Origin of the sequence: Bacillus sp. ISL-34 (genome assembly GCF_018613325.1) — a bacterium.
Classification (GTDB): domain Bacteria; phylum Bacillota; class Bacilli; order Bacillales; family DSM-1321; genus Peribacillus.
Genome location: NZ_JAGGQJ010000002.1, coordinates 184271 through 197583 on the forward strand (window position 1 = coordinate 184271; position 13313 = coordinate 197583).

Below are 13313 nucleotides of genomic sequence, written 5' to 3' on the forward strand. Positions count from 1 at the left end.
TTTTTTATTAAGCTTATTTTACATTCACAGGATAATGATGTTTGGATTATTAATTGTTCCACCTCTAATGAATGGTAATATAATGTATCGTAACGTATAAACCATTTAGAATGAGGTGGAAAGATGTACTTTTTTAAACCTATTTCTGATGAGGTTCGTTTATCTCAAATAATATTCAATAAACATAAAAAAACGATGAAGCTCATTTTAGGGTCTATTTTTGCCTGTATTGCTGCCATTCTGCAGGCAGCTGCTGGCATTTTTCCAGGTATCGGATATTTTATAAGTCCGCTGGCCACTGCACCTATTCTGTTATGTTCCATGTTTTCCATTCCATTTGGAGTAATGTCCTACTTTCTGACCATTATGTTGTTATTCATCCTACAGCCAACTGAACTGATTGTATTTCCTTTTACAACAGGATTGTTAGGACTTGGCATAGGGGCATCTTTTTACTTTTTTAGGAAGAGATTAAGTGTTATTGCTACTGGAGCAATTCTTTTAATGTTAGGAATTATGGTTCTAATATTTATTTTTCACTTTCCAGTTTTAGGTCCAGCCGTCTCTGTTTCCTTTTCATTTCTTACAACAGGCTTTTTATTTGCTTTCATTTATAGCTGGTTATGGGTTGAAATTGCTTTAATCATTTTTAAAAGATTAAAAATGATTATAATTTAGTGATTCTCCATCACTTGGTTTTAATCTCGATTCATTAAAGCCATGTAAGTCCAAATTAAGTAGAATTTTATAGTTTAGATTCATGGAATTATTTCAAAAACAGCGCCTTGGTTAAAATCAGTCACTTTCATAGAGCCATAAACCGCTAAATATAATCTGGTTTGATTCAGATTCGTTCCCAAACTAACATAATAGGCTGATTGGGACCCAAAATCATAATCGGTTTGTATCACACTAAAATCATTTTGTTCACCATTTGGTTTTACGATGGTATAAGCTAAAGCACCTCTAACCTGAGGTTGAGATCCTTTCCGGGCAAGATCGGTAAACACAACGCTTCCTGTTAAACCAGGGATTCTTTTTCCCATATAGGCTTGCACTCCTGTAAGTGCAGTTCCTCCAAACTTATCGGGTCTGGTATCTTTATGAAAATAACTAGTTAAAGGCTGAAGACGACTCCCTGAAAGTGTTATTGCTTCATTGTAATAAGCAATTGTTTTCTCATCCAAAGTCGGATTATCATTGCAGCCTCTTATAATCGAAGCAGGAAAAGCACCTTCCCAACCCCGCCAGCCAAAGTTAATAAATCCTTCTTTGTCAGGTTCAGAATTCATGAAAGAAGCTTGAACAAGCTGAGTAACCGGTATTGGTTTATAATGAACGAATGAAAAAATCGACTCGACCAAACTCTGGCCGACATTTCCCGCATATTTAATATATTGATTATAAAACCTTTGAAATGAAATGCCTGGTAAATTGCGAACCCCTTTAGCCATTACCATGAGCGTTTCCTGAATAGTTGTGGGAAGTTCATTAAAACGTGTGACAATGGGTGGATCATTGATGGATATATTCTTACCTACATCAATTTCAATTATTTTACCGGCGATTTCCAGATCGTCCTGGCTTAAGTTAAATGGATCATAGCCTGATCCGCCATCTCCGGTTGTTAAAACAAGGTTTCCTGTTTCAGGTGAAAAGTTTAAACTATTGACCCCATTATGATTTGAAAATGGTCTTCTTAAGTTAAGTAATGTCCGTCTTTTTTGGGGTAGACCATTCGTGTGTAAAGTCCATTCTTCAATTGTATCAATATGATCATATTGAGTTTCCCTATTTATCCACCTTAGGTTTAAGGTTCTAGGATCACACGGGTTAGGCTTAAAAGATTCAGGAATAGCACCTGGTCCTTGTGTTCCAGCTACTGAATAATGAAGATAAAACAGACCGTTATAATAAAATTCGGGGTGAAACGCTAGCCCTAGCAATCCCCGTTCATCATATCCGCCACCAGAAACACCTAGTTTTAGGATTCGCGGGCGAATATCTAAAAAAGTCCTTATATCTCCATTTCCTATGTAAAAGATCTCTCCTACCTGGGTTGCAATAAATAATTTTTCAATTGAGTCACCTGGAAGTATGGTTGTTTTCAAAACAGTAGGTAAATTTAACTTACTTGCAATGGGCTGTAAACCAACCGTAACTTTTATCAACTGACTTCGCATCCTTCCTATTGTTTTCTTTTATAAGAATATGATTAGTACTATCTATTAGTACCAAATTAGCCCGGGGAATCTGATAAGGCATTGCACCACTTTCCGCACGAGCGTAATTAAACTGTAGGAGTGCGTTAGTTGAACTAAAATAAGTGGAATTTTTTAGTTTTACGTCAGCCATAGTTGGAGTTATGACTCCATTTATTTGCTGCAATTGAAATAATTGAGTACAAGTTAAGTGATATATTACTGATTAGCAGTTTGAGCCTGTATGGTGTTTCTATTGTTTGTATGATTATGGCTGTATAAAGGAAAGAAAAAATAAGATAAAAAACATGGTTTTGACTTCCATAAGGCTAAATGACTTTGCGTTTCATGAAAATTACAAAGGCGCTGGCCGGTTTGGGAAAATTCTGAAAAATAAAAAATATATTATTGACTTATGTCTAAGTTGTTATGTATTATGTATACATAACACATATGGAGTTTTAGCCAATCATATAGATTCAAATTGTTCATATTGTAAAGACTTATCAAAAAGGACGGATTAATATGGCAGGAATTCATTTAAAACCAATCGAAAAGGAAAAAACCACGCAAGATAAAGTTTATAAGCAAATAAAAAAAGCCATTTTATTTGGTGGTATTACCAGTGATGAAATATTTACAGAAGTTCAATTAGCGGAAAGGTTAAATACTTCAAGGACGCCGGTAAGGGCAGCTATACAAGATTTGGTGAAGGAAGGATTGCTTGTTTCCATTCCAAGGAAGGGTTTAACGGTAAGAAAGATTACACCAGAGGAACAGGATGAAATCTTTTTACTAAGAAGTGCTATTGAAGTTGAATCGGTGAAAAAACTAACAAAAGAAATTACATCACCTGAACAACTGAGGTTACTTAAATTAATTCTGAAGCAACAAGAAGAAGCATTGCAAAATGATGATGCTATTAGTTTTATCAGGCTGGACCATGAATTTCATATCTCGCTGACAAGGCTAGCAAACTTCACCATAATAGAGCAAGTTTTGAACAATCTTCATAACCTTACTCAGCTTATGGGTTTAAAAGCAGTCAGTAAACATGGGAGAATGAAAAATGTTTTAATGGAACATACTCAGATTATCCAAGCCTTAGAGGAGAAAAATCCCGAACTGGCTTCACAGGCGATTTTAAACCATTTAGAAAAAACAAAAGAAACATTAATTATTGTTGATAATTCCTGATTTTCTATCAAATGCTTGAAGGGAGGGATTGCTCCTAGTAAAAGGCAGTTTACTAAACTCCGGGAATTAGAATAAACTTCAGCCTATGAAATTGATGATTTTTACTCAAGGTCAAACCAATTCTTTTTCACCTTTAGAGCAAAAGCCTTGTGAAAATTCTTCCGAATGCTTTTTCCTTGGTTTTTGCTTAGATAGTAAGCCATAGTGTTGGAAGATCCGTCTATAGTTCATTGCAAATGAAAGCGTTTACCCGTCGTTAATGTTCATAGGTAAAGAGTAAAGGATATGAAGGTCGATATGTCATGTCTTTACCTACCATAATTACATGATTGGAATTGGCAAAGCCTTTAATGTATACATAATACATAATACACCATACACAATACAATTAAGGTTCGCCTGTTAAGCTGTTAAATCGTTTCTTGTTTTAGAACATGTACTTATTCAAACATATAGGAGGAATCAGGTATGGTTAGAACAGGTAAAGAATATTTACAGTCATTGAAAGATGATAGGGCAATCTATATAAATGGGGAACGAGTACAGGATGTTACGACCCACCCAGCTTTTACAGGAATTACAAATACCATCGCAGGCTTATACGATTTAGCATGGGATGAATCTCAGAATATGATATACAAAACTGAGGACGGTACACTAGCAAATAAAATTTATATGATTCCAAGGAGTCAGGAAGAACTTAAAGAAAGAAGATTGGCGATTTCTAAATGGTCTGAAGCAACTTGTGGATTTGTCGGAAGAAGTCCTGAACACGTGGCCAGCTTTTTGGCTGCGTTTGCCAGCTCACCCGAAGTGTTTGATCGTGGAGGAGAAGGTTATGGAAATAATGTTTTGAATTTCTATAAACATGTGCGAGATGAGGATCTTTATGTAACATACGTAATTATTCCGCCACAAATTGATCGAAGTAAAGCAGCTCATGAGCAGGAAGATAAATTTCTCCCGGTTGGAGTGTACGAAGAAAGAGAGGACGGAATTATTGTTCGGGGTTCTCAAATGCTCGGTACTGCATCAGCAGTATCAGATTACTTATTTGTAAGTTGCCTTACACCACTCAGACCTGGTGATGAAGATTATGCTTTGTCTTTTGTACTGCCGATTCATGCTAAAGGATTAAAATTTTATGCGAGGCCTGGTTATGCTGAAAAATCACCAAGCACGTTTGATTACCCATTGTCCTCTCGTTTTGATGAAAGTGATTCATTAGTTGTTTTTGACGATGTATTTATTCCTTGGCAAGATATTTTTGTTTACAAAAATATTGACATCGTGAGAGCCCAGTTCCATGAAACACCTGCTCACGTATTAGGCAATAATCAAGCGCAAATAAGATTTAGCACTAAATTGAAATTTTTGATTGGTGCTGCTCGAAAGGTTTCTGCTATGAATGGAATTGATAAAATCCCTTCAGTCCAAGAGAAATTAGGGGAACTTGCTTCTATTGCGGCTTCTGTAGAAGGTAATCTTTTAGCTTCTGAATATAATTGTATCATCGACAAAAACGGTGTGGCACGACCGAATCCACGTTTTCTTTATGGTGTAGTGGGTCAACAGGAAACCATCTATGCTTCCACTATTAAAATCTTAAGGGAGCTATGCGGTGGAGGTGTTTTACAATTACCATCTTCATATAAAGAACTCATCAATCCTGAAACGAAAGATGATATGTATCAATATATACGTTCTACGGGAGTTGGGGCTGAGGAGAAAATTAAACTATTTAAGTTAGTATGGGATATCATTGGTTCAGAATTCGGTGGCAGGCATCAACAGTATGAAATGTTCTATAATGGTGCACCCTTCGTCACGAAAGGCTTTTCATTTAGAAATTACGGCTATGATGAGCCAGTTCAAATGGTGGATAAATTTTTAGGAAGCTATTCTCTTCCCACTCAGGTGAAAGAACTAATATAAGAAATATAAAGAAAAGGATGTTGCAGAAATGAAAATTGCATCAATACAATTAGAGATTAAAGATAGTGAATCTAAATCTGCTCGCATAGATCGTGTGGAGTCAATGATTGATGGATTAAAAGGACAAGATTTAATAGTTTTGCCTGAAACGTGGGCAACGGGGTACTTTTCATTTGATCGTTATATTGAAGAATCAGAAGAATTGAATGGGGATTTTGTACAACGATTCTCCTCAAAGGCCAAAGAAGTTCATTCATATATATTTGCAGGCAGTTTTATAGAAAAAAATAATGGAAAATACTACAACACTAGTGTTCTATTTTCTCTTGATGGGACACTTATAGGCACCTATCGAAAAATGCATTTATTCCGTTATGGTTCAAAAGAAGGTCAAATATTGACGAGAGGAAATGAAACAACTGTTGTAGATACAGAATTCGGGAAAGTTGGCTTATCAACTTGCTATGATTTGCGATTTCCTGAATTGTATCGTGCAGAAGTGGATTTAGGAGCAGAATTACTTCTTGTTACATCTGCCTGGCCGCATAGAAGGCTGGAGCATTGGAAATTATTCAATTCAGTCCGAGCATTGGAAAACCAGTGTTTCTTGATTTCAAGTAATTGCGTCGGTAATACTAATGACGTCCTTTTAGCTGGCCATAGTCAAGTGGTTGACCCATGGGGGATTGTTGTGGCTGCTGGAGGAGATGAAGAAACTATTATTAAAACAGAGATTGATCCATCTCAGGTTACTAAAATTCGTGATGTATTCCCTAATTTGAAGCACCGAGTTTTAGATAGACAGGAGGAATTCAGTTGATAAACATTAATGTTTGTGGAAGAAATATTGTCGCAGACCCTAAACGATTACTTATTGCCGGCTATACGGGAAAAGACCAGGAATCTGTAAAAAAACATATTGATGAATTGAAGGAGATCGGCGTTCCAGCTCCTCCACAAGTTCCGATGATTTACGATCTTTCAACAAATCTTATTACGACCAGTAACTCAATTTCAGTTATTCAAGAAAGTAGCAGCGGAGAAGCAGAAGTGGTCATCATGAAAATTGAAGGGAAATGGTATTTAGGACTAGGCAGTGATCACACGGACCGCGGGCTTGAAAAAGTGTCTATTCAGAAATCCAAACAAGTATGCAGCAAGCCTATTTCAACACAATTTTGGTCCTTGGATGACGTAAAAGATCGATGGGATGACATTGAAATGAGAAGCTGGATGATTGTTGATGGGGTGAAAAAAGAGTACCAAACAGGCAAACTAGGAGAATTCCTGCATCCTGAAGAATTGCTCAAAATTATCGAGGAACGTGGATATGATAGTGAGAATATGATTGTGTTTTGCGGAACATTACCGATTAAAAATGGTGAATTTATTTATGGGGAAGCATTTTCAGCAGAATTATATGATCGTTTAACAAATAACAAAATTCAATTGAATTATCAAGTTCATATTTTAACGGATGCGGAGGTAGTTTGACATGGAAAAATCAAAAATAGAAATTGATAGAAAACCAGAAATTGAATTTGTTGAGTATAAAACCTTTGAGGCTGTTCCTTCAAAAACTGTAGAAGGTGCATCTCAACGAATTATTGCGCAGATTCCAGATACTAATGTAGCAACTCGCATTCTTGAACTAGAGGCAGGTACTGATACATCCCCAGATGGAGTGCAAGTCCATGATTTTTGGGAAGAATTATATATTATTGAAGGATCCTTAATTGATTTACGTCTAAATGAGGAATTTACAGCAGGAATGGTTGCTTGCCGTCCTCCAGGGATGGAGCATGGACCATGGAAATCGCCTAATGGTTGCAGGATTTTCGAAGTTCGCTATTATGCAGATCAGAAAAAGGAAGAACATGAATTTGTCGATCATAACACTTTTGAAGCGCAGCCTTTTAGTAAGGTTAAGAGCCTTTCTGAAAGAATCATAGCTTCTGACCCTACTACAGGAGTTGCTACAAGAATTCTTCAAAACGGTCCAGGGACAGATACCTCGCCTAATGGAGTGCAAGTCCATGATTTTTGGGAAGAATTATATATTATTGAAGGATCTTTAATCGATTTACGACTAAACGAGGAATTTACAGCAGGAATGGTTGCTTGCCGTCCTCCCGGGATGGAGCATGGACCGTGGAAATCACCAGATGGCTGTAAGATTTTCGAGGTCCGTTACTACTCCAAGGAACAATGAACAGGTATGTAATGGGATCGTGCATTCCTATAAGAATTTGGTAATCCATCAAATGGCTTCTCGTGACATCAAACAACGAGGAGCCTTTTATCTCTGATACATTCTTACGCAGGAGCCAAATGCTGAATGCTCAAATTGATAATTGGATGATCTCAGGAAGTGAGTATTTTGAATATTCTGTGTAATGAATTGTGTATACAGAATTCATTACACAGAAAAGGATAAGGAAATGTAAGTGACTAGATCAGTTGAAGGATAAGAATTTGATTCTCTTGCCTGAAATATGTGCTTATGATACTTCACCATGTGTACTAACTTGGAATCTTTAACTATGGAGTGCGCATTCATGATTATTGGAAAGTTCAATTTTTGACTTAGAATTACCTACAGGAATGCTTGATGTCCGTCCATCGGGAACGAAACATGATTCTTGGAAGTTACCAAACGGATGCAAGGTTTTTGAGGTCCAGTATTACATAAATTATCTTGATGACGGAGAAGGTGAAGCAGGTTGGAAGTTTTCCATTTAGTACATCCACTAAAGGAATCCCGGTATCCAAGGGAACCCCACGTAATGGCATTAGGTTTTTTTGACGGTGTCCATTTAGGTCATCAATCTTTGTTAAAGAAGACCAAGAGAATAGCCGAAAAGGACAATCTTAAATTCACGGTGATGACCTTCGATCCACATCCAAATGATGTAATCAAATTGGAGAAAGATTGGAGATATTTAACTCCCCTAGCTTTAAAGATTGAAAGACTGGCAGCCATTGGAGTGGACAAGCTTTTTGTCATAAAGTTTAATTTATCATTTGCTTCCCTTTTGCCATCTGATTTTATTAAACAATATGTTTTAGGTCTTCAAGCTAAACACATAGTGGTAGGATTTGACTTTACCTTTGGTAATAAAGCTCAGGGGACTGCTGATTATTTGCAAAAAATGAGCAAAAACAACCCTTTTGATGTAACCGTCATTTCAAAACAGGTACATAATGACGAAAAAATAAGTTCAACCTTAATTAGGAAAATAGTAAGGGACGGAGATGTCCACCTTGTTCCCTACTATATGGGACATCATTTTCAAATTAAAGGGGTCGTTTATAGTTCAAATAGACATAAACACGAGAAAAAGAAAAATATGGAAATCTATACCGGAAATAAGTATATCCTGCCTGCACCAGGTGTATATAGTGTAGAAATCAAAAACCGGAACAGAACTTGTCATGGGTTATTTATAAGATATGGGTCCAGCAGGAGAAATGATGAAATAAGCGGTCAAATTATAGAAATGCTGAAGGGAGGTGTTGTGGAAGAAGTGACAGTTAAATTTTTAAAACAGATACATTTTGAGTCAGAGTCTCAGTGCAGTTCAAATTTTAAGGAGGTTATGAAATGATGGATGATAGAAATTTTAGAAATGCGATGGGGAAATTTGCTACAGGAGTAACAGTCATTACAACACTTTTAGAGGATGAAGCACATGGTATGACGGCGAATGCATTTATGTCAGTTTCCCTTAACCCAAGATTGGTTTTAATATCCATAGGCGAAAATGCTAAAATGCTAGATAAAATTAATGAATCTGGAAAATTTGCTGTAAATATATTGTCAGATGCTCAAAAAGAGTTATCCATGCATTTTGCGGGGCAGATTAAAGTAAAACGTCAGATTGAATTTGGTTGGATAAATGAACTGCCGATAATAAAAAATGCTTTAGCAAACATCGTATGTAAGGTCCATAGTAAACAAATAGCTGGGGACCATATACTCTTTATAGGAGAAGTGACGGAACTCGTCATTAACGAAGGGGCACCACTAGCCTTCTATGAAGGGAAATACGGCAAAATACTCAGCTAACGGTTTATGGCAGGATTATTGTTGGAGTTTGATAGTTAAAGTTGTGTGGAAAGGTTTGAATCCCAACGTGGAGCGTACTAGTTTTCTTAATAGACCGTAAAGCTTTCTTGAAAAAGCGCGTCTTGTTTTGTTAAGGAGGGGAAACTCATGCAAAATAAGACAGTCGTCAGATCAATGGATATCCTTAATCTTTTCTTGACGCATTCAAAGCTAAGTTTTAATGAAATCGTGCATTTTTCAGGGATACCTAAAACATCTGTTTATCGAATGGTAATGTCACTTGAAGAGATGGGTCTTCTCGACAAAGATAGAGATGGAAAGTATTCACTTGGCCTGTTATTTCTTCGGTTTGGCCATTTAGTAGCCGCACGCCTCGATATTCGGGAGGTAGCTTTGCCGATTATGCAAAAACTTCATGATAAGGTAGGGGAAGCTGTTAATCTCCTCGTACAAGATGGCAATGAGGCAATCTGTATCGAAAAACTGGATACAAAACAGCATGTAAGGCTTTATACGGCAATTGGCCGGAGAACACCGCTTTATGCGGGAGCGTGTTCTCGTGTCATTCTCGCTTTTCAGCCGCAGTATGAGCGGGAACAATATTTAGAGCAAATCGAATTGAAGCCGATCGCATCTGGAACGATTACAGATAAAGAGAGACTTCGTATTCTTCTAGAAGAATCTCAAAAAACGGGATTTACGGCCAGTCACTCGGAACTTGAAAATTATATATCTGCAGTAGCCGCTCCTATTTTTAATAACAAAGGATATATCATAGCGGGCATCAGTGTTTCTGGTCTTGAGGTGAATTACCAAAAGGATTTGCTGCCTCCATTGGTTGAAAAGGTTAAGGGTGCAGCACTCGAGATTTCACGGGAATTTGGATATACCGATAAATGTCTTTGCTTAGGCTGATATATCAATATGTCCACGGTTGAGAGATAAATTGCGATTGTCTAAGCTTTTTCACCAGAACGATTATTGTCTTTATTGAAGGTATTTTTATAATGTATTGTGTATACATCATACATTATACAGAATACTTATGAAATTGGAAGCTCATTAACTGCATGTTCAAGATGATGACGAATAAGAAAGCAATTCTAGAGGTACGAAGTTAGCATCATGCATCTTACAGGACAAACTAAAGAAGACGAAAGGGTTAGAATTTGACCTCATATACAAGGTGAAGAGTAAACAAGTAGCAGGAAATCAGACTCTCTTTATTGGGGAAGTGACCTAGTCCGTTATTAATGATGGTTTCTATTAATGGAAATTGGAAGAAGATCAGCAAGCCATCCACATCCAAGAATCCACATCCAGGAACGTAACTAATCCGGAGGTGCGTTAAATTGAGTGGGAAAAAGAAACTGGACAAGAAATCAAAAAAGATATTATTTGCAAGTTTACTTGGCAGTACCATTGAATTTTTTGATTTCTTTCTTTATGGAACCGTTGCTGCACTTGTATTTAATAAACTGTATTTTCCTAATGATGATCCGTTTGTAAGTTTATTGCTTGCTTATGCATCATTTGGTATTACATTTTTTATACGACCACTTGGCGGCCTTGTTTTTAGTCATTTGGGAGACAAGTTTGGCAGGAAAAATACTCTCGTGCTTTCACTTTTATTAATGGGAGTTTCTACTGTATGTATTGGACTCCTTCCAACATATAGCATGATAGGGCTTTGGGCACCAATCCTTCTTGTTTTTTTTCGTCTCGTTCAAGGTATTGGACTTGGCGGAGAATGGGGAGGGGCAATACTCTTAGCGGTTGAATCTGCACCTAAAGATAGACGTGGCTTTTTTGGAAGCTTTCCCGCAATGGGTATCCCTCTTGGGATGTTACTTGGGACACTCTCTATTTCATTAATGAGTTTACTTCCAGAATCACAATTTCTTTCATGGGGATGGAGAGTGCCATTTGTACTAAGTGCGATTTTGGTGGTTATTGGTATTTGGATAAGAAAAGGGATTGAGGAAACATCGGCTTTCAAAGAAGAGAAAGAAAAAGGAAACGTTGTAAAAATCCCACTTTTTGAGACACTGCGATATCACTGGAAGGCAGTTTTAATTTCTTTAGGTGCAAAATGCGTTGAGGTAGGCCCATTCTACTTATTTTCCACATTTTTTATATCCTATGCTACAGAAACACAAGGTTTTTCAAGGACTACAGCTTTAAATGTAGTTACTGTTGCAACAATTGTTACAGCGATTTGCATGCCATTTATGGGAATGTTATCTGATAAAATTGGCCGTAAACGTGTTTTTCTTATTGGTACCATCGGAATAACTCTTTTTGCTTTTCCATACTTTTATTTATTTTCTTTGCAATCCACTCCTTGGTTATACGTTATTTCAATAGTGGGCTTAGGAATACTGTGGCCTCCAATTGCGGCGACTATTGGTACAATGTTTACTGAAATGTTTAGTACGAATGTTGGTTATACAGGAATAACGCTTGGTTATCAAACAGGTTCTGCATTATTTGGTGGAACTGCCCCAATGATTGCGACTATATTAGTAGGCACCTACAATAATTCTTGGATTCCGCTTGCATTATTTTTAGTATTTCTTTGTATCGCATCTCTTATCTCAGTATTATTTGTCCGCAATAGTCAAAGTAAAAGTAATCATTTCCCTGAAAATAAGACAATAGGCGAAAAGGATACAGATAATCAAATAAGCGGGTAATGGATTGTCTTTCTAAGAGGGAAATAGATTGATCTTTAAAAATGGTGACGGTTACACAGTTGATGGAGAGTGAAGTTGGGAGAGAAAGACGAGATTCTTTACGTTGGTGATGACGAGGGTGTTGAGTAATCAAAGGGACCGACACCAAAGTAGAAAGCCTTTAATCTTATTTGATTTATCAATATTGGCACAATAATTGTATTGTTTTAGGTGAGTTTTTTTATCATCGAATAAAGGGAGGCTTTTATTATGAAAAAGGTAAATATCGCTTTGGCACAACTCAGTTGTGAAGAAGGGAAAGTTAAGAACAATCTTACTCGTTTAGATAATGTCGTTGATAAATATGGTCATTCTCACGACCTCATTGTGTTTCCTGAGACATTTATTACGGGATTTCTTTCACAAGAGGTTTGCCGTACATTAGCCGAGCCATTAAATGGACCAATTGTTAAACATTTAGAACGTCAAGCGAGGAAATCTAATACCTCAATTGTTGTTGGTTTATACGAAAAGGAGGGAGAAAACCTTTATAACACAACTGTTTTGGTTGGACCGACAGGATTATTGCTCTCTTATCGGAAGACCCATTTGTGGGCAGGCGAATCTTCTGCCGTTAAAGCCGGAAATTATTTTCGGAGCTGCAGTTGGCAAGGAACAAATATCGGTCTGCTCATTTGCTACGATATAGAATTTCCTGAAACGGCTCGTGCAGTTGCAAGTATGGGGACAGAGCTATTGGTGTTGACAGATGGAAATTGGGATGGTCCGGTACACCGTCTTGCCATTAAAGCCAGAGCGCAAGAGAATCAAATGTTTGTCGCTATGGCAAATCGAGTTGGACAGCAAGAGGAAACTGCGTTTTGTGGAGAGAGCGTTATTGTTGATCCATTTGGAAGGGTAATTGCTGAAGCGGGACGTGATGAAGAGGTGTTATCAGCATCGATAGACTTGTCGCTTATTCATGAGAGTAGACAGCAATATCACTATCTGAAAGAGCGCAGGGTGCTATTTAATGACCTTCAAAGGAAATTGGAAAGGGAATTCGGGAAATTAAAATCCAATAGTTTGAACCCTCTGTCTTAGGGGCAATTACGGCTCGTCGCTTAATTCGACCCTTATTCGGATCAACCGGAATACGCGGTGAGACATCTTCGACTAACGACTAATTATGCAATCTTAAATAATTAATGTAAGATTGCATAAACCTTTTAATTT

At 37.2% G+C, this 13313-nt stretch carries 12 protein-coding genes; 11 read left to right on the top strand and 1 reads right to left on the bottom strand.

Translation table 11 applies throughout. The features are described from left to right. Window positions 1-123: 123 nt before the first annotated feature. Window positions 124-678: a hypothetical protein gene (locus tag J7E52_RS01690; protein ID WP_214743402.1), complete on the top strand. Its 555-nt coding sequence runs from the start codon at window positions 124-126 to the stop codon at window positions 676-678. A gap of 80 nt (window positions 679-758) precedes the next feature. Here J7E52_RS01690 and J7E52_RS01695 read toward each other — a convergent pair whose 3' ends face one another. Continuing rightward, window positions 759-2171 (bottom strand): PQQ-dependent sugar dehydrogenase, encoded by a 1413-nt coding sequence (locus J7E52_RS01695; protein ID WP_214743403.1) that lies wholly within the window; start codon window positions 2169-2171, stop codon window positions 759-761. A gap of 555 nt (window positions 2172-2726) precedes the next feature. Between J7E52_RS01695 and J7E52_RS01700 the strand changes: the two genes are divergently transcribed. From J7E52_RS01700 to J7E52_RS01745, 10 genes are all read left to right on the top strand, one after another. Next, window positions 2727-3398, top strand: coding sequence for a GntR family transcriptional regulator (locus J7E52_RS01700; RefSeq protein ID WP_214743404.1), 672 nt, complete (start codon window positions 2727-2729; stop codon window positions 3396-3398). A gap of 468 nt (window positions 3399-3866) precedes the next feature. Beyond that, window positions 3867-5333 carry a 4-hydroxyphenylacetate 3-hydroxylase family protein gene (locus tag J7E52_RS01705; protein ID WP_214743406.1) on the top strand — a complete coding sequence of 489 codons (1467 nt, stop codon included), beginning with the start codon at window positions 3867-3869 and terminating at the stop codon, window positions 5331-5333. 28 nt (window positions 5334-5361) lie between these two features. Further along, window positions 5362-6153, top strand: a complete 792-nt coding sequence (locus J7E52_RS01710) for a carbon-nitrogen family hydrolase (RefSeq protein WP_214743408.1) — start codon at window positions 5362-5364, stop codon at window positions 6151-6153. Continuing rightward, window positions 6150-6827: a DUF2848 family protein gene (locus J7E52_RS01715; protein WP_286197355.1), complete on the top strand. Its 678-nt coding sequence runs from the start codon at window positions 6150-6152 to the stop codon at window positions 6825-6827. The genes J7E52_RS01710 and J7E52_RS01715 overlap by 4 nt, the downstream gene beginning before the upstream one ends. A 1-nt stretch (window position 6828) precedes the next feature. Beyond that, window positions 6829-7545 carry a cupin domain-containing protein gene (locus J7E52_RS01720; protein ID WP_214743410.1) on the top strand — a complete coding sequence of 239 codons (717 nt, stop codon included), beginning with the start codon at window positions 6829-6831 and terminating at the stop codon, window positions 7543-7545. Window positions 7546-8119: 574 nt separating this feature from the next. Then, a complete protein-coding gene (locus J7E52_RS01725) occupies window positions 8120-8941 on the top strand; it encodes an FAD synthetase family protein (protein WP_214743412.1) in 822 nt (273 codons plus the stop codon). Then, complete coding sequence (locus J7E52_RS01730) at window positions 8941-9402, top strand: flavin reductase family protein (protein WP_214743571.1); 462 nt, start codon at window positions 8941-8943, stop codon at window positions 9400-9402. The genes J7E52_RS01725 and J7E52_RS01730 overlap by 1 nt, the downstream gene beginning before the upstream one ends. Window positions 9403-9549: 147 nt before the next feature. Then, complete coding sequence (locus tag J7E52_RS01735; RefSeq protein ID WP_214743413.1) at window positions 9550-10317, top strand: IclR family transcriptional regulator; 768 nt, start codon at window positions 9550-9552, stop codon at window positions 10315-10317. A gap of 437 nt (window positions 10318-10754) precedes the next feature. Continuing rightward, window positions 10755-12098, top strand: coding sequence for an MFS transporter (locus J7E52_RS01740; protein ID WP_286197356.1), 1344 nt, complete (start codon window positions 10755-10757; stop codon window positions 12096-12098). Window positions 12099-12347: 249 nt separating this feature from the next. Next, window positions 12348-13181 carry a carbon-nitrogen hydrolase family protein gene (locus J7E52_RS01745; protein ID WP_214743414.1) on the top strand — a complete coding sequence of 278 codons (834 nt, stop codon included), beginning with the start codon at window positions 12348-12350 and terminating at the stop codon, window positions 13179-13181. The last annotated feature ends 132 nt before the right edge of the window (window positions 13182-13313 follow it).

Excerpts from the sequence above, each read along its gene's own strand:
- J7E52_RS01730 (WP_214743571.1), top strand. The coding sequence starts at position 8,941 with ATGGATGATAGAAATTTTAGAAATGCGATGGGGAAATTTGCTACAGGA.
- J7E52_RS01735 (WP_214743413.1), top strand. The coding sequence starts at position 9,550 with ATGCAAAATAAGACAGTCGTCAGATCAATGGATATCCTTAATCTTTTC.
- J7E52_RS01700 (WP_214743404.1), top strand. The coding sequence starts at position 2,727 with ATGGCAGGAATTCATTTAAAACCAATCGAAAAGGAAAAAACCACGCAA.
- J7E52_RS01745 (WP_214743414.1), top strand. The coding sequence starts at position 12,348 with ATGAAAAAGGTAAATATCGCTTTGGCACAACTCAGTTGTGAAGAAGGG.
- J7E52_RS01705 (WP_214743406.1), top strand. The coding sequence starts at position 3,867 with ATGGTTAGAACAGGTAAAGAATATTTACAGTCATTGAAAGATGATAGG.
- J7E52_RS01725 (WP_214743412.1), top strand. The coding sequence starts at position 8,120 with ATGGCATTAGGTTTTTTTGACGGTGTCCATTTAGGTCATCAATCTTTG.
- J7E52_RS01710 (WP_214743408.1), top strand. The coding sequence starts at position 5,362 with ATGAAAATTGCATCAATACAATTAGAGATTAAAGATAGTGAATCTAAA.
- J7E52_RS01690 (WP_214743402.1), top strand. The coding sequence starts at position 124 with ATGTACTTTTTTAAACCTATTTCTGATGAGGTTCGTTTATCTCAAATA.
- J7E52_RS01720 (WP_214743410.1), top strand. The coding sequence starts at position 6,829 with ATGGAAAAATCAAAAATAGAAATTGATAGAAAACCAGAAATTGAATTT.